The organism is Dehalococcoidia bacterium (assembly GCA_022451965.1).
In the GTDB taxonomy this organism is placed as follows: domain Bacteria; phylum Chloroflexota; class Dehalococcoidia; order Lucifugimonadales; family Lucifugimonadaceae; genus TMED-70.
The window spans coordinates 114,069-130,711 of sequence record JAKUNJ010000004.1; the positions used below are offsets into that span (position 1 = coordinate 114,069).

Below are 16,643 nucleotides of genomic sequence, written 5' to 3' on the forward strand. Positions count from 1 at the left end.
TTTAGTTCTTGATTTGATTAATTAATTTTTCTACTGCTGCATTGTGTTGGTCATCTGCATGATAGGATGATCTAACTAAAGGCCCAGCTGCTACATGACTAAATCCCATTTCAAGTCCTATATTTTGAAATTCAGTAAACTCTCTGGGGTTATAGAATTTTATAATAGGGTGATGTTTTTTAGATGGTCTGAGATATTGCCCTATAGTCAATAAATCGCATTGATGATCTATTAAGTCTTTCATTGTTTCTATAACTTCATCTTTAGTCTCTCCAAGACCAACCATCATTCCAGACTTAGTTGGAAGATCAGGTTTGATTTGTTTTGAATTTAAAAGAAAATTTAAGGAAAGATCATAATTACCCTTTGGTCTAACTTTCTTAAAGACTCTTCTAACAGTTTCGATATTATGATTCATGACATGAGGTCCTGCATTAATAACATTCTTTATTAAGTTAACGGAACCATTGAAATCAGGTGTTAGCACCTCTACTTTTATATTTGGAGAAAGTTTTTTTATTTCACTAATTGTTTTTGCAAATATTTCTGATCCAGCATCTTCAAGATCGTCTCTGTCAACTGATGTTATAACAACGTAGTTAAGCTCCATTTGTTTTATAGTCATTGCTACCCTGAACGGTTCTGTTTTATCAACAAAGCCAGGCCATCCAGTTTTTACATTACAATATGAGCAAGCTCTAGTACATGTATCCCCTAGAATCATAAATGTTGCAGTTTTTCTATCCCAGCAATCAGCTATATTAGGACAAGCAGCCTCTTCACAAACTGTATTTAGCGATGCTTTTGAAAATTTCTCTTTTAGTTCATGGAAATTTTCCCCAGCAGGAAACTTTACCTTAAACCAATCTGGTAACTTTCGTTTTACTTTTACTTTCTGTTGCATAATGATGATTCTTTTTACAATTAAATATTATCAGCAATCTAAAATTGTTAGAATCTAATATATGGGCAAAAGAAGAAAAAAGAATATTTATTCTGGACCAAATATAACAGAAAAACATAATTTTCAGCTTGATCAGTCGCTAAAACTTTCCATAGTTGAGTATGATGAAATGGGTGTTGGTAAGGCATTTGTTAAGGATGCTCCAGTGATTGTATTTAATTCAATCATAGGAGAAGAAATTGAGGCATCAATTTTAAAAATATATCCAGAAAAAGTTATAGCAAAGTTAGTTAAAATAATTAAGAAATCTTCAGACAGAATTGATCCTGATTGTATTTTTTTTGGAGAATGTACAGGTTGTCAGTGGTTACACTTAAGATATGAAAAACAATTGAAATTGAAGCAAGATATTGTTGCTGATAACTTAATTCGCCAGAAAGTAGAAGTAAGTGATTTATCCGAAACAATCTCATCTAATAAAAAAATTTATTATAGAAATCATGGAAGATTTACCGTTAGAAAGAAAGAATTAAGAGAAGAAATTGGATTTGTAAATTTTCTAGAAAGAAAATGGGTAAAAATAGACCACTGTAGAATTATGAATGAAACAATTAATGAAAAAATTAAAATTTTATCAGGTAATTTATCTGATAAAACACAAGTTAGTATAAGAGCTTCAGATGAAACATCTTCTTATTTGATACAACCTAAATTTATAGATGTAGATTTTGAAACTGGTCAAAAATATTATACTGAAAAAATATTTGATAATGAATATCAGGTAGCTAGCCCAAGTTTTTTTCAAGTAAATATTTCTCAGGTGGAAAATATATTTTCAGAATTATTAGATCAAAATATATTTTCAAAACAACATACTGTTCTCGATGCATATTGTGGAGTAGGGACATTCACTTGTTTGATAGCTCCCTATGTAAAAAAAATAGTAGGAATAGAAGAATCTTTTTCAGCAGTACAAGATGCTAAGGAAAATTCTAAAAAATTCTCAAACATTGAATATTTACTTGGAAAAACTGAAGATATTTTAGAATCATATACTGAAAATATTGATGTTCTTATTTTAGATCCTCCTAGAATTGGTTGCGATGAAAAAGTGATTAAAATAATTAAAGATATTAAGCCAAAAAAAATTATACTAATATCTTGTTCTCCTGAAAATTTTGCAATTGATATTTCCAGATTGATTGATGATAATATTTTTAATTTATCAAGAGTAATTCCTTTCGATATGTTTCCTCAAACAAGGCATGTTGAAGTTATAGGGATTTTGGATTTAGTAAATGAATGATCTGATTTTTGCTAGCACCTCTCCTAGGAGGAAAGAATTATTATTACAAATATCTAAAAGATTTAAGTTTAGATCTCCTGATTTTCAAGAGAAAAAAATAAATGACATGTCTTCTTTAGAAATTTCAAAATTTAACTCTGAAAATAAAGCCATGAGTATTTCAAAGATTCTAAGAAGTGATTTTATATTTGGCGCTGATACTGTCATTAGTATAAATAATGAAACAATTGAGAAACCCATTAATGATGATGATGCTATGAATATTCTATTGAAACTTAGAAACTCTTTTCATGAGGTAATTACTAATATTTCAGTTGTTAAGAATGAAAAAATAATCTTTTCAGAAAAAAAAATTTCATTAGTCAAAACTACTAATATTTCAGCTGATAAAATAAAAGAATATATTGATACTGGTTATTATAAAGATAAAGCTGGTGGGTATGGCATACAAAATAAAAAATTTGATTTCATAAAATGTTTTTATGGTTGTTATGAAAACATTTTAGGTCTCCCGACTTGTTTGATAAAAAGTTTTTTAATGGAGCATGGATTTATAGATAAAATTACATTTTCTAAGTGCTTGAAAGTATAAAATGAATATTTTTGGAATAGGTGGATTTGAACTAGTGATGATTATGATCATTGCTTTATTTATTGTAGGGCCTACAAATTTATTAGTATTTATAAGAAAAACTAGATTAATTTATTCAGAATTTAAGAAACAAAGAGATGAACTTATTTCTGCTGTTGAGCAAACAATTGATGTAGATGATGATATTGAAGAACTCCAAAATCTAAAGGAAAGCTTAAATAACTTATCTGAAAAAACTTCAAAATCAGTTGGTGAGATAAAAAAAGACATAGGAAAAGAATAATTTGCTAACTGAAGATAAGCCTGTAAATATTTTAGATCATTTTAAAGAGATAAAAAAAAGATTAATAAGATACTTTATTTTTCTAACAATCTTTACTGTTAGTTCTTTAATTTTCTTTAAACAAATAATTCAAATATTTATAGAACCAGCAAATAAAATACTCTTAGAAGCAGGAGCCAATGGTCAAATAGTTTTTGGTAGAGTAACAGAAGCATGGGGAGCTGCCGCAAGAGTTTCAATAATTTTAGGCATATCTTTATCAATACCTTTTTTACTTGGAGAAGTAATTTTTTTTCTTAGACCAGGCCTGAGAGGTAAGGAAAAACTTTATATTTATTTACTAATTCCTTTATGTTTTATTTTTTTTATTTCTGGAGCTTTTTTTAGTTATTTTTTTGTGATTCCTAGCGCACTTAATTTTCTTATAACATTTGGTGATGATATAGCTCAACCTATGATAAATATTGGACCGTTAACTGCCTTAATGTTTTCTCTAATGTTTTGGATGGGTATAATTTTTCAAATTCCATTGATAATGTTTTTATTGGGAAGATTAGGAATTATCACTCATAAATCATTAAAGAGATTTAGAAGATGGGTAATTCTTTTAGCTTTTGTACTAGGAGCAATTATAACTCCAACAGTTGATCCTATTACTCAAATAACTGTAGCTTTACCTATGATTCTACTATATGAATTCGGACTTATTTTTATCAGAATAACTGAGCCTGAAAAGAAAACTTTTAGATTTTATATAGGTATTATTTTCTTAGTACTAATAGTCGTTGCATTAATATTATCAGCGATAATAGTGAGGTTCGATAAGTTCAAAATTTTATAAAATTCTTAAACTAATCTTCTTTATCTTCTTCTTTGTTTGATTTGTTTAAGGCTGCTTTAAACTCATTGATAGCTTGACCAACCCCTTTACCCACTTGAGGAAGCTTACCTACACCAAAAAGAACTAAAATTACTAGAACTATAAGAACTAGTTGTAATGGTCCTAAATTTTGAATAAATCCCATATTATTTTTTATTGAATGATATTAATTTAATAGTATCAAATTATTGTAATGACTATATCTAGTATTGCGTAACCGCTTTTATAATTATTATCTACAAGTACGATTTCTAAAATATTTTCTTACTTTTACTAATATATAATTACTTAATTTTTTTTTATTACTAAAACTTGTTCTTTTAAATACGAGATTTTTTTCTTTATCAAGTGATATAGTATCCAACATGTTACTAAGTATATTGGCAAAATTTCAGTTAACTAATAATCCAAAATTAGATTTCTTATCTGGACTAACCGTAGCCCTAGCTCTTGTTCCAGAGGCTATTGCTTTTTCTTTTGTTGCAGGAGTTGAGCCTCTAGTAGGTCTATATGCTGCATTCTTCGTAGGAATTATTACATCTATATTTGGTGGTAGAAGTGGAATGATATCAGGCGCAACTGGAGCTATGGCTGTAGTAATGGTTGCGTTAGTTGCTGTTTATGGAATTCAATATCTTTTTGCAGCTATAATCTTAACTGGAATTATACAAATTATTATTGGTATAGCAAGACTAGGTAAGCTTATAAATATTGTGCCTTCATCGGTAATGATAGGATTTGTAAATGGATTAGCTATAGTAATTTTTTTAAGTCAGATAGGTCAATTTAAGGATCCTAATTTTACATCTCATTCAGATAGTAATCATGCAGCCTATAATGTTTTATTTAACGGAGGCTGGCTTGAAAGTAATCAGCTATTTCTTATGATTATTTTGACATTATTTACCATGGGTATAATTTTTTTCGTTCCAAAATTGCCTAAAATTGGTAAATTGATTCCATCTCCTTTGATATCAATACTTATACTTTCTTTTTTAGTAATTACTCTTAAGATTGATACACCAACAGTTGGAGATTTAGCTTCTGTATCAGGAGGTTTACCAGAATTTAGCATACCTACCGTCCCATATAATCTTGAAACCTTATATATAGTTTTGCCTTTTTCTCTAACTCTTGCTGGAATTGGTCTTATCGAAAGCTTATTAACTTTAACTCTCATAGATGAAATGACTGATACCAAAGGTCGGCCAAATAAAGAATGTTTTGGGCAAGGGCTAAGTAATGTCACGTGTGGTTTTTTTGGAGCTATGGGGGGATGTGCAATGATAGGTCAATCAATGATAAATATCACTTCAGGTGGTAGGGGTAGATTATCTGGGATAGTTGCTGCAATTTCATTATTATGCTTTATACTATTTTTTTCTAGATGGATAGAAATGATTCCTATAGCAGCCCTGACTGGAATTATGATGATGGTTGTTATTGGAACCTTTGCATGGGCATCAATAAAAATAATAAATAAAGTTCCAGCAGGAGATGTGATAGTTATAATTCTAGTCACATCTGTAACTGTCTGGAAGGATCTAGCTATAGCTGTAATAGTTGGAGTTATAGTTTCAAGCTTGATTTATGCTTGGAAGTCATCAAGTTTTATTAATATAAATCAATCCCAAAAAATATCAGATGATGAAAAGATATATAAGCTTAGAGGAAGCTTATTTTTTGGATCAATAAATAAATTTAAGACTTTTATGAATCCAGTTAACTTTGAAGAAAAAGTTATTATTTTAGATTGTTCAGAAGCATGGATATGGGATCAATCATCTCTAGAAATATTAGATAATCTTACAAAAAAATATAAAGAAAATAATAAAGTACTTAGAATATATAACTTAGGTCCTAGCAGCAGTAAGCTTTTAAAAAAATCTGAAAAAACTTATGACATAAATATTTTCTAATGAATCTATTAATTTAACTAGGACTTTATTTCTATAAAAAATTATTTACTATTTGGTAAATATCTCCAAACTGCTATTACTTTTCCTAAAATACTTACATCCTTTGATGGGAAGTACATAGGCTCCATCAAAGGATTTTCTGGCTGAAGTCTAGTTTTATTCCCTTCCTTGAATATTCTTTTAAGAGTAGTTTCATTCTCAGAGTTTATTTTTGCTGCAACCATTTCACCATTTCTTGCATTATGAGATTTTTCAAGAATAATAGTATCTCCGTCACCTATTAGGGCATCAATCATTGAGTAACCATTTACCTTTAGAGCAAATATTTTTTCTTCGATGTGTGAAAAGTTTTCTGGAAGATCAATCATATCTTGATCATCTAGGTTCCATCTTGAATCGTCAATTAAAGGAAAAGGTTGTCCTGCAGTTATGGTGCCTAGAACTGGGACCTTAATGGTATTTGTTTTGTGTTCTGTTTTTAAGCTTATGCTTCTGGATACTTCTGAATCTCTATTCATTAATCCTTTTTCTTGAAGTCTATCTAAATTGTACTTAACCACAGATGTTGATGATATATCACAATTATTTTGAATATCTCTAATGGAGGGAGGATAACCATATTCATCAATATACCCTTCAATAAATTTTAGTATATCTTTTTGTTTATCTGATAAAGGTTTCATAATTGCCATATTATGAAATTAATTGATATTTTAATTATTGTCAAACTTTATGGCTTCTTTTCATGAGGAAGAGCTTCAAAGCTTATACCTTCTATGTTTATTGGTGCTGCTGCATCATCTTCACTAAATCCAAAACCCAAGAAATTAGGAGGAGGAACACTTAAAACTAGTCTTGCAGCCTTTATTTTAGATATTGCTTCTAGCCCACCTATTACTACAACTACTTGACCATCCTGAAGTTGAATATTGCCTGTTTCAAAAATACCTCTTGGCTCTCTGATTGTATTTTTACCATCCTCAATGACACCCCATTCAGTCAAGCCCTGATAATTTGCTGGTAAAATAAATCTCCACTTAGATAAAAGTCCTGTATGAGGTTTTACTGAAATAACAATTTTTGAATTTAAGTCATTGGGATCTCCATGATCGATTTCCCAATTATATACTGGCTGATTGTTCAATTATTTTTCTTATTAATTAACTTTTGAAGTCTTGATTTTTTTCTCGAAGCATTATTTTTATGTATAACTTTTTTCTTGGCCGCTCTATCTAAAACTTTTGAAGTTTCTTTAAAAAGTTTGTTTACTTCTTCAGAATTATCATCTTTTTGAATACTCTCTCTCAATTTTGTAATGGAGGATTTTATAGCAGTCTTAACTGATAGATTTACCTTGTATTTATTCAACTGATTTCTGTGTGTTTTTGTGCTTGGCATTATTTTCCTACTTATTTTATTCTACTAACTTTATACACTCCTGGTGTACTTTCCATTTTACCTAAAAGTCGAATTATTTGACCTAAGTCTCTAGTATAAACCGTTAATTGTATTTTGCATGTGCCATTTTTGTCTTCTTCTTGAGAATTTATTGAATGAATATTAGTTTTTTCACCCCAAACTACATCCGTTATATCTCTTATTAGACCAACTCTATCATATGCTTCAATAACTACAGTTGTAGGTGATAATTCTTTTGAATGACCCCACACAGCAGGTAAAAATCTATTAGTACGCTCGAAGTTTCTCAGTCTGGAGCAGATTATTCTATGAATAACTATCTCATTACTAGAATTTTTATATCCCACTATTTCGTCACCATAAACAACATTGCAACAATTTGCTAATTTTTTATCATTATTGCTTTCTCCTATAATTACAACTGAAGAAACTGAACTAGTTTCCTTAGGATTTTCAATTTGATCATCAGCCAAGTTCATCTTTCTTACAGTTTCTTCTAATTGCTGCTTGTTGATAAGGTCTATAATTTTTTGATTGCTTATGTCACCAGTTCCAACTTTATAAGCAAAGTTTTCGTAGGTATCATTTTCTAGCATATTGGTTAGGACTATTTCACTATCCTCTATGTTTGAAAGTCTAAGAGTTCTCAGGATTTGCTTTTCTCCTCTTTCAATATTTTCATTTCTTTCTCTTCTCTTGAACCATGATTTAACTTTATTTTTAGCATTTGCAGTACTCAAATAACCAAGGTTTTCATTTAACCAATCAAGCTTAGGACCATTTAAGACCTCTGTTTTTTGAATTTGAACAGTATCACCATTATTCAGTTTAGTATTTAGTGGCTTTAATATTCCGTTTATAAAAGATGCTTGGCACGAATGCCCAAGCTCAGTATGAAGGCTATATGCATAGTCTAGAGGAGTAGAGCCTATAGGTAATGTAAAAATATCATTTTTAGGGGAATAAACGATTACTTTGTCAGACAAAATATCATTATTTACAGATTCAAGATAATCACTATCTTCAATTATCTCCTTTTCAAAATCCATCATATCTTTTAGCCAATAAGTATCTTTGCTGAAATTTTCATGTTTACTTCCATCAAAAGAATCTTTATATTTCCAATGTGAAGCAACCCCTTCTTCAGCAAAATTATGCATTTTTTGAGATCTGATTTGGAACTCAATTTTTTGATTACTATCATTCATCACAACTGTATGAAGCGATTGATAGTAATTTTCTTTTGGGGATGCAATATAATCATCGAAAGAACCTGCAATAGGCCTCCATAAGTCATGAATTTTCCCTAAAACAACGTAGCAATCTTCTTTATGTTCGACTATGGCTCTAATAGCAATGAGGTCTTCAATATCAGAGAAATTTCTACCCAATTGTTTATATCTTTGAAGTTTGTTATAGACTGAGTATAAGTTTTTAGGCCTTCCGGTTACTTCAGCTTTAATATTTGAAATTTCCAAATGATGATTTATTTGATCAATCATTTTTTGAGTAGCTATTTCTCTTTCTTCTCTTTTTTGACTAATTAATCTTTTAGTTAATTTAAATTTATCCGGCATTAAGTGCTTGAAGCTTTCATCTTCAAGTCTCCATTTTAGGTCATTCATACCTATTTTTTGAGCTAAAGGAGCATGAATAGATAAAGTCTCTTTTGCTATTTTCTTTCTTTTTTCTAAATCTAAATATTCCAAAGTCTCTACGTTATGAAGTCTATCAGCAAGTTTGATTATGACTACTCTTATATCCTGTGCCATTGATACTAGGAATCTTCTCATATTCTTTTGATCTAAATTCTTTATAAGTTTATTTTCATCATTAGTTAATTTTGTTAGAGATAAAACAATTTCTGTAATCTCTTTTCCAAATTCATTTTGAATATCTTTTGAGTTAATTTTTGTATCTTCTATAACATCATGGAGTAATCCAGAAATTATTACTTTAGGGTCAAGTTCTAATCTTGCTAAATGAGTTGCTACTTCAACAGGATGCACAATAAAATCATGACCAGATTTTCTCTTCTGTCCTTTATGAGCATCTTTCGCAAATTCAAATGCATTTGTTATTTTTGATACTTCATCTTTGGGTAAGTATGATTCAATTTTATTAAATAGATTGTCTGTATACATTCCTAAAAATTTTAATGATTTCGTCCTGATCAAATCTTTCTAAGTTTTCTTTTTTTCCATCTTTTTTAATAATATTACGTTTTTTTGAATTTGTCGTTTTACCTATCTTTATGGCAGGAATATCAGAAGATCTTAATTTATTTATTATTTCAGAGGAATCTTTTTCTTTGCAAATCATCAATAAACAACCAGAACTTATTACACCTAGTGGATTTAGGTTCAAAATCTGGCAAGCTTCATTAAAATTATCTACAAACTTAATTTCATTCTCAATAATCTCACATCCAATGTCTGAAAATTCGCATAATTCATGTAATGCTGTTGAAATTCCACCTTCTGTTGGATCATGCATTTTAATTATTTTGCCAGTTGAAATTGCAATTTTTGCTATATTATTAACACTGATAGTAAGATTTTTTATGCTTTTTTTTAGATTTGTAATTATTTTATGATTGGATTCTGTATTTTCAACAATAATTTTGCTTCCTTCAATTCCTGCTTGTCCACCCAAAATTATTGATTGATTTCCTTTGACTATTTGATTTGGTACAAAATTTTTGTTGATTCTTCCTACAATGGTACCACTCAAAACTATTTTATTTACAGATTCGGTAACTTCAGTGTGACCTCCGATTATATCTACTTTAAGTGATTGTGCTCGACTATTAACTTTAGAGATAACTCTCTTGAGTTTATTATAAGAGGTCTTTGGAGGTATAAGAATAGTAATTAGAAACCACTTAGGCTCTCCTCCTGCTGCATATATATCATTTGCGCAGATATCTAATATGTACTCTCCAATATTTTCAGAATCGAATGTAATTGGATCTGATGAAAGTAATAAATTATTATCATTTCTTATATTGATTGTCGCAGAATCTTCCCCTATTTTAGGAGAGGCTCCATCATTTTTAATATCATTCAAAATTTTGATCAATAGTTTATTATTTAATTTTCCCAAAGGTAAAAAATTATTCATTTTTTGGCACACCTGGGAATTCTTGATTGGCAAGAATGGGTTCAATAATTTTTATAAAAAGATTTGTTGATTCTATGGGTGCATCAACATAAACATAGTTAAGATTATTTTCACAAACTAACCCAAAAGATATTTTCTCTGATTTTTTTTTAAAAATAAGATTATATTTATGAATACAAATTTTACTATTTGAGATAATTACATCTTGATTTAATTTTTTTATAGTTTCTTCTATATAATCCTTATCGTCTATTTGAGTTATAGTTTTTCCGGTAGCAGTTTCTAAAGTTATGATACTTGTCTCTTCAAGATTATATTGGTTCACGAAATTAAAATTTGACTCTTCATTTATCAGCTCAATCTCAGAACAATTAATATAATTTCCATGTATATCTGAATGGATTATATTATTACTATTCATTATTGAAAAATTAATTTTGTAGCCATCAATTATCTGTTGGGTATACATCATTCCTTCCACGGGACATCCTAATGCATTAGAGTTCCATATTTTTTCTTCTAATTCAATAAAATAGATCTCATCTGAGGTAATCTTTTTTTCACTAATAATTTTTGACATTACAATAGCTATAACCTCAGGTATTTCTGTATTTTCTAGGGTTTGAGGCAACTCAGGTTCCTTCTTTTCTTCTAGTGTGTTAGTCAAATCAGGTATTTCTGTATCTTCTAGGGTTTGAGGCAACTCAGGTTCCTTCTTTTCTTCTAGTGTATTAGTCACAATATCTTCTTCAAAGTGTAAATTTGTTTCTTCAGTATACAAATAGCCTATATGATCATCATTAATTACTAAAAAAATAAAACTTGAATTAAGTAGGAAAATAAAAATAACTATGAATGATAATGAAATCATAATAAATTTCAATAAAAAATTATATCTGTTAAGTGTTCTGTAGATAGTCATGATTCCATATTTGATTGTATACTGAAATAGTAATAAATAATAATTGTTTTGAATCTATCCAAACTTAATCCATTTTATAAAAATAAACTTAAATCAGTAAATTTTGCCTATATAGGTATCATATTATGGGCAATAATTTTTTCAATTATTTTATCTATACCTGTAATATATTTATTTCTTAAAATAACTTTTGGGTTCAATTTATTTGTTGATTTTATATTTAATTATAAAATCTTAAAAATTGCCTTAAATTCAATATTACTAGTTTTTCTAGTAGTCTTTTTAGCAACAGCCATTGCTCTTCCTTTAGCTTTCTTGAATGTTAGAACTAATTTACCTTTCGCTAAATACTTGTTATCTATAAGTGTATTGCCCATAGCTTTACCAAGTTATGTTATGGCTACTACTCAAATTGAGTTATGGGGGCCAAGAGGTATTGTATATGACATATTAAGTAATTTTTTTGAAATAGCCCCATTACCTTCCTTTTATGGGCTTTCGGGGTCAGTGATAGTTCTTGGCTTGATTACCTATCCTTATATTTATATAGGTCTATGTGCAACATTTAGGAGATTTGATTTTCAGATGATTGATGCTTCTAGAACATTAGGTGCTAGTGTTTCTAAAACTTTTAATAGAATAATAATTCCTCTTGTATTACCAACGATAGCTTCGGGCTCACTTTTAGTTTCCTTGTATGTACTTAGTGATTTTGGAGCAGTGGCATTACTAAGATTTAATACATTTACAATAGCAATTTTTAATAGAATGTATAGCAGTATTGGAAATTACGGTGTACTAGAATTATGTTCCTTAGTAATAGTATTTTGTTTCATTATCCTATTTATTGAATCTAGATCAAGGACCAACTCAAGGTATTTTTCTAATTCAACTTCAGTAAACTTAAAAATTTTAGACTTAGGATACTGGAAATGGGTTATTTTACCATTTGCATTACTTCCAACTGTATTAGGTTTTTTATTACCTGTTATGATTCTTTTATACTGGTTAATTTCAGGCATATTCTTTGAAACATCTTTTATTAACGTGTACGAAGACCTCTTCTCTGAAATTATAGGTAGTGTAACTATTTCACTGATATCATCAATAATAATTACATTTTTAGCAACTGTTGTAGTATTAATTATTAGAAAAAAGATAAGGATTATTTCATTTATTATTGAAAAAACTTCTTATATAGGCCTTTCATTACCAGGGATAGTTGTAGCTATGTCACTAGTATTCTTTACTATAAATTATTTAGATTTTATCTATCAAACATATATAGTCTTAATATTTGGATATTTGATTTCCTTTTTACCTGCAGCTTTAACTCCAGTTAAGTCATCCGTTAGCCAAATTGATCCTTCTTTAGAAGAAGCTTCATACTCATTAGGGAAGGGTAAAATTATGACCTTTTACAATGTAATAGTAAAATTATCAATTCCCGGTGTTAGCTATGGAGGTGTTTTAGTTTTTATTCTTTGTATTAAAGAACTCCCATTAACTCTTATACTTAGTCCACTTGGATTTTCTACTTTGGCTACTAGTATTTGGTCATCAGCTAGCGAGGCTTTTTTTATGGATACAGCAGCAGCCTCATTAGTATTAATTCTAGTTGCAGGAATCCCTACATATATATTTATGTCCAATAATCTATCAAAAAAAGTAGGATTATGACAAAAGATAGTAAAATATTACAGATCGAAGAAATATCATTTAATTATACTAAAAATGAACCAATCCTAGATAACTTTTCTATAGATGTTAATCATGGTGAGTTTGTTACAGTATTGGGTGATAGTGGAGCAGGTAAAACAACCTTATTCAGAGCTATAAATGGTTTAGAAAAAATTAGTAATGGATATATCAGAGTTGATGGGAATTTGATGTCTTCCTCTTTTTATCATGTTTCACCTGAAAAAAGACCAGTAGGTACAATTTTTCAAGATTATGCACTTTTCCCTCATTTTAATGTTGAGAAGAATATTTATTATGGCTTAGATAAGAAAAACTATGATAAAAAATTTGTTGATGAAATTATTGAGTTATTAAGAGTAGAAAATTTTTTGAAAAGATATGTAGATGAACTATCTGGGGGTCAAAGACAAAGAGTTTCACTTGCAAGGGCTCTTGTTAGAAAACCTAAGATTCTATTAATGGATGAACCTTATTCAAATCTTGATAAAAACCTAAGGCAAGAAATACGTAGAGATCTAAAAAAAATATTATCTAAAATTGGAAGTACTGTTCTTCTTATTACTCATGATTCCGAAGAAGCGTTAAGTTTATCTGATAAGATTGGATATCTTTATCAAGGAAAAATAATTCAATTTGATACACCTTATCAAATTTTTCATAATCCTTCGCACAAGATAATTGCCAAAAGTATTTCTAATTCGAATATTCTTGAAGGTATTTCTGATGGCGGAAAAATTAAAACTGATTTAGGTGAATTTGTCATTGAAGAAAAAATTAATTCAGGTAGGAAAGTAAACATAAATGTTAGGCCTAGTCAGTTGAGTTTAGTATCTTCAGAGGAAGAATATGAAATAGTTGAAGAAGAATTTTTAGAAGGAAATCAACTTTTTTTAGTAAAAAATATTAAAACTGATCAAATTATAAATGTAAGTATGAGTGGAGCAAATAACTTTTTTTTGGGACAAAAAGTTGGGATTCAAATTATAAACAATTATGCGAATATGACTAATATTTCTTGATTACAATGCAAGCATTTTGACCTCCAAAGCCAAAACTGTTTGAAAGAGCATAATTAACATCTTTTGAGATTTTTATGTTAGGGACATAGTTTAAGTCACAATCTGGATCACCATTTTCTTGATTAATAGTTGGATGAATAATATTTTCTAAAGTGGTTTTAATACACGCTATAATTTCTAATGCACCTGATGCACCTAGAGAATGTCCAATCATTGATTTAGTTGAAGAAATAGGTATTTTTTTAGCTAAGTCCTTAAATGTATTTTTTATAGCTAAGGTTTCTATTCGATCATTTGTTGGTGTTGATGTTCCATGGGCATTTATATAATCAATTTGATCGATATTTATGCCAGCATCTTCAATTGCTAAATTCATTGCCTTTGACGCTCCTAATCCATCTTTGTGGGGTTGAACAAGATGGAAGGCATCCGAAGTTACGCCAAATCCTGATATTTCTGCAATAGGTTTAGCTCCCCTATTCAATGCATGCTCTTCGGTTTCAAGAATTAGTATTCCTGCTCCCTCTGAAGGAGCAAAACCATCTCTTTTTGCATCAAAAGGCCTACTCGCTTTTGAGGGGTCACCATCCCAAGTAGTCAAGGCATGCATTGTACTAAAGCCACCCATTCCAATTTCGCAAATTCCTGATTCTGACCCTCCTGTTATTACAATATCAGCCTTATTATTCTTAATAATTTCTGCTGCTTCTCCAATAGCTTGAGTAGATGCTGCACATGCTGTTATGCATGTACTATTATATCCAGTAGCACCATAAATTCTTGATATGTTTGCTGAAGCCATATTGGCTAACATAGAAGGTATGTAGAATGGACTCATTCTCATGACGCCTCTATTTTCCTTAACACTGGCTTGTTTATCAGTTTCAGGAAGACCGCCTGATCCTGTTCCAATCAGAACACCGATTCTATCTGACTTAACTTTTCCAATGAAATTAGATTGTTCAACAGCTTCTTTTGCAGCAGCAACTGCTAATTGAGAAAATCTTCCCATTCTTTTTGATTCCTTAGTATCCATCCATTCGCTTGGCACAAAATTTTGCACTTCTCCGCTAACTTTGCATGGAAATGACTCAGGATCAACCTGAGAAATTCTTCTTATACCAGAAACACCATTTTTAAGGTTTTCCCAAAATTCATTGACACTATCTCCTAAACATGTCAATGAACCCATTCCTGTAACAACGATCTTTTTACTCATATGTATATTTTTCAGGTTTAATATTTTTTAATAGTTCTACGATCTCAGCAGCGATATACAAAGAACCAAAGGCTACAATGCAATCTTTTGTATTTACTAAACTTTTAGCCAACTTAAAGGCTTCAGAAGTATTACTTGTTAACTCTATTATATCTAAATTAAGATTTTTCAACTCTTTGACTATACTTGATGGACTTTTTGCTTTTGGTAATCTACTTTTAGTTAAAATAATTTTGGGGCTATATTTTTTTATAGCTCTAATAGTTTCGAAAGAACTATGTCCATCACTAGCTCCATATATCCATATTATTTTATTTATATCAAATCTTAATTTCTTAATGGTACTAATCAGTGCTTTTGAAGATTTGTTATTCTGTGCCCCATCTGCGATCCAAAAATGCTTTCCATACTTAATGACTTCACATCTTCCTGTCATAAACGCCTTAGATATATTATCCCCAACTAAATTCCAGTCAAGTTTATCTTTTTTTTTGTATTGATAAAAAACTTCAATAGCCTTAAGAGCTGTTTTTAGATTTTCTATTTGATGGTCTCCTAATAAATTTAGATTAAATTTATATTTGTTTTTCAATAAAATATTTTGTGAAAAATTATCATTAATATTTACTAATTTAGTAATAATTTTTATATCTGAAGAATGATATATTTCTGAGTTTTTTCTTTTAGCAATATTTTCTAAATTTTTTTCTACTCTTTCTAGTTGTTTCGAAATGATTAGTGGAGTTTTAGGCTTAATTATTCCTCCTTTTTCATTAGATATCTTAATCAATGTATCTCCTAATATATTAGTATGATCTTTACTAATTTGAGTTATAACTGAAAGATTAGAATCAATTACATTTGTCGAATCTAATCTTCCTCCTAAACCTACTTCTATTACAGATATATCTACTTTTTCATCTCTAAAGATTACTAATGCAAGAAGAGTCATAAATTCAAAGAAAGTTGGTTTTTGGTCTATTTCTTTTTCCATTATTTCAACAATTTTCCAGACCTTCTTAAAGTAAAAATTAAATAATTTTTCTGATATTGATTTGTTATTTATTTTTATCCTCTCTGTTAATTTATGCATATGAGGTGAAGTAAATAAACCAATTTTTTTATTTGATAAACCATATGAAACTAGATTAGATGTAGATCCTTTGCCTTTTGATCCAGCAATATGAATAAAGTCCTTATTTTTATTAGGATAATCAAATTTTTTCATCATAAAGTTAACCCTGTCTAGGTGAAAACCTGGGTCTCTTCTTTTTAATTTGTTATATTCAAAGTTTGTTAGTGACATTAAACTTTTTATATTATTTTTATAGATTAATTCTTGATTCATAATTAAAA

Annotated in this window: 17 protein-coding genes; 7 read left to right on the plus strand and 10 right to left on the minus strand. The window is 29.3% G+C overall.

Annotated elements, in window-relative coordinates:
- Position 1 precedes the first annotated feature (1 nt).
- Entirely contained in the window at positions 2–904 is a 903-nt protein-coding gene (lipA, locus tag MK083_02450; protein ID MCH2673317.1) for a lipoyl synthase, read from the minus strand.
- 61 nt (positions 905–965) lie between these two features.
- Between lipA and MK083_02455 the strand changes: the two genes are divergently transcribed.
- Genes MK083_02455 through tatC form a run of 4 tightly spaced genes read left to right on the plus strand, consistent with a single transcriptional unit; the run spans position 966 to position 3,926 of the window.
- On the plus strand, positions 966–2,210 hold the full coding sequence (locus MK083_02455; GenBank protein MCH2673318.1) for a methyltransferase domain-containing protein: 1,245 nt from the start codon (positions 966–968) through the stop codon (positions 2,208–2,210).
- Positions 2,203–2,802: a Maf family nucleotide pyrophosphatase gene (locus tag MK083_02460; protein ID MCH2673319.1), complete on the plus strand. Its 600-nt coding sequence runs from the start codon at positions 2,203–2,205 to the stop codon at positions 2,800–2,802. Before MK083_02455 ends, MK083_02460 begins: the two co-directional genes overlap by 8 nt.
- Position 2,803: 1 nt before the next feature.
- Positions 2,804–3,085, plus strand: a complete 282-nt coding sequence (locus MK083_02465) for a hypothetical protein (protein MCH2673320.1) — start codon at positions 2,804–2,806, stop codon at positions 3,083–3,085.
- A 1-nt stretch (position 3,086) separates the two neighbouring features.
- Complete coding sequence (tatC, locus tag MK083_02470) at positions 3,087–3,926, plus strand: twin-arginine translocase subunit TatC (protein MCH2673321.1); 840 nt, start codon at positions 3,087–3,089, stop codon at positions 3,924–3,926.
- Between the two features lie 10 nt (positions 3,927–3,936).
- Here the strand turns inward: tatC and tatA are convergent, their stop codons facing one another.
- The gene (gene tatA / locus MK083_02475; protein MCH2673322.1) at positions 3,937–4,110 is read right to left on the minus strand and encodes a twin-arginine translocase TatA/TatE family subunit; all 174 of its coding nucleotides are present in this window, start codon (positions 4,108–4,110) and stop codon (positions 3,937–3,939) included.
- Positions 4,111–4,345: 235 nt separating this feature from the next.
- Between tatA and MK083_02480 the strand changes: the two genes are divergently transcribed.
- A complete protein-coding gene (locus MK083_02480; protein ID MCH2673323.1) occupies positions 4,346–5,884 on the plus strand; it encodes a SulP family inorganic anion transporter in 1,539 nt (512 codons plus the stop codon).
- 41 nt (positions 5,885–5,925) lie between these two features.
- Here MK083_02480 and lexA read toward each other — a convergent pair whose 3' ends face one another.
- From lexA to MK083_02510, 6 genes are read right to left on the minus strand one after another with little or no spacing between them, the layout of a single operon-like run.
- Positions 5,926–6,576 carry a transcriptional repressor LexA gene (lexA, locus tag MK083_02485; protein MCH2673324.1) on the minus strand — a complete coding sequence of 217 codons (651 nt, stop codon included), beginning with the start codon at positions 6,574–6,576 and terminating at the stop codon, positions 5,926–5,928.
- Positions 6,577–6,614: 38 nt separating this feature from the next.
- Positions 6,615–7,028: a hypothetical protein gene (locus tag MK083_02490; GenBank protein MCH2673325.1), complete on the minus strand. Its 414-nt coding sequence runs from the start codon at positions 7,026–7,028 to the stop codon at positions 6,615–6,617.
- Positions 7,025–7,282, minus strand: coding sequence for a 30S ribosomal protein S20 (gene rpsT / locus MK083_02495; protein MCH2673326.1), 258 nt, complete (start codon positions 7,280–7,282; stop codon positions 7,025–7,027). Before rpsT ends, MK083_02490 begins: the two co-directional genes overlap by 4 nt.
- An 11-nt stretch (positions 7,283–7,293) precedes the next feature.
- Positions 7,294–9,447 carry a RelA/SpoT family protein gene (locus tag MK083_02500; protein ID MCH2673327.1) on the minus strand — a complete coding sequence of 718 codons (2,154 nt, stop codon included), beginning with the start codon at positions 9,445–9,447 and terminating at the stop codon, positions 7,294–7,296.
- Positions 9,425–10,372: an AIR synthase-related protein gene (locus MK083_02505; GenBank protein ID MCH2673328.1), complete on the minus strand. Its 948-nt coding sequence runs from the start codon at positions 10,370–10,372 to the stop codon at positions 9,425–9,427. Before MK083_02505 ends, MK083_02500 begins: the two co-directional genes overlap by 23 nt.
- Positions 10,373–10,418: 46 nt before the next feature.
- Positions 10,419–11,297 carry a hypothetical protein gene (locus MK083_02510; protein MCH2673329.1) on the minus strand — a complete coding sequence of 293 codons (879 nt, stop codon included), beginning with the start codon at positions 11,295–11,297 and terminating at the stop codon, positions 10,419–10,421.
- Between the two features lie 99 nt (positions 11,298–11,396).
- Between MK083_02510 and MK083_02515 the strand changes: the two genes are divergently transcribed.
- Positions 11,397–13,028 (plus strand): iron ABC transporter permease, encoded by a 1,632-nt coding sequence (locus MK083_02515; protein MCH2673330.1) that lies wholly within the window; start codon positions 11,397–11,399, stop codon positions 13,026–13,028.
- Complete coding sequence (locus MK083_02520; GenBank protein ID MCH2673331.1) at positions 13,025–14,068, plus strand: ABC transporter ATP-binding protein; 1,044 nt, start codon at positions 13,025–13,027, stop codon at positions 14,066–14,068. The genes MK083_02515 and MK083_02520 overlap by 4 nt, the downstream gene beginning before the upstream one ends.
- Here MK083_02520 and fabF read toward each other — a convergent pair.
- Entirely contained in the window at positions 14,055–15,287 is a 1,233-nt protein-coding gene (fabF, locus tag MK083_02525; protein MCH2673332.1) for a beta-ketoacyl-ACP synthase II, read from the minus strand. The genes MK083_02520 and fabF overlap by 14 nt on opposite strands.
- A complete protein-coding gene (locus MK083_02530) occupies positions 15,280–16,635 on the minus strand; it encodes a hypothetical protein (GenBank protein ID MCH2673333.1) in 1,356 nt (451 codons plus the stop codon). Before MK083_02530 ends, fabF begins: the two co-directional genes overlap by 8 nt.
- Positions 16,636–16,643 lie beyond the last annotated feature (8 nt).

Coding starts and splice junctions, on each gene's coding strand:
- MK083_02520 (MCH2673331.1), top strand. CDS start 13,025: ATGACAAAAGATAGTAAAATATTACAGATCGAAGAAATATCATTTAAT.
- MK083_02500 (MCH2673327.1), bottom strand. CDS start 9,447: ATGTATACAGACAATCTATTTAATAAAATTGAATCATACTTACCCAAA.
- fabF (MCH2673332.1), bottom strand. CDS start 15,287: ATGAGTAAAAAGATCGTTGTTACAGGAATGGGTTCATTGACATGTTTA.
- MK083_02460 (MCH2673319.1), top strand. CDS start 2,203: ATGAATGATCTGATTTTTGCTAGCACCTCTCCTAGGAGGAAAGAATTA.
- lipA (MCH2673317.1), bottom strand. CDS start 904: ATGCAACAGAAAGTAAAAGTAAAACGAAAGTTACCAGATTGGTTTAAG.
- MK083_02455 (MCH2673318.1), top strand. CDS start 966: ATGGGCAAAAGAAGAAAAAAGAATATTTATTCTGGACCAAATATAACA.
- rpsT (MCH2673326.1), bottom strand. CDS start 7,282: ATGCCAAGCACAAAAACACACAGAAATCAGTTGAATAAATACAAGGTA.
- tatA (MCH2673322.1), bottom strand. CDS start 4,110: ATGGGATTTATTCAAAATTTAGGACCATTACAACTAGTTCTTATAGTT.
- MK083_02530 (MCH2673333.1), bottom strand. CDS start 16,635: ATGAATCAAGAATTAATCTATAAAAATAATATAAAAAGTTTAATGTCA.
- lexA (MCH2673324.1), bottom strand. CDS start 6,576: ATGGCAATTATGAAACCTTTATCAGATAAACAAAAAGATATACTAAAA.
- MK083_02510 (MCH2673329.1), bottom strand. CDS start 11,297: ATGATTTCATTATCATTCATAGTTATTTTTATTTTCCTACTTAATTCA.
- MK083_02465 (MCH2673320.1), top strand. CDS start 2,804: ATGAATATTTTTGGAATAGGTGGATTTGAACTAGTGATGATTATGATC.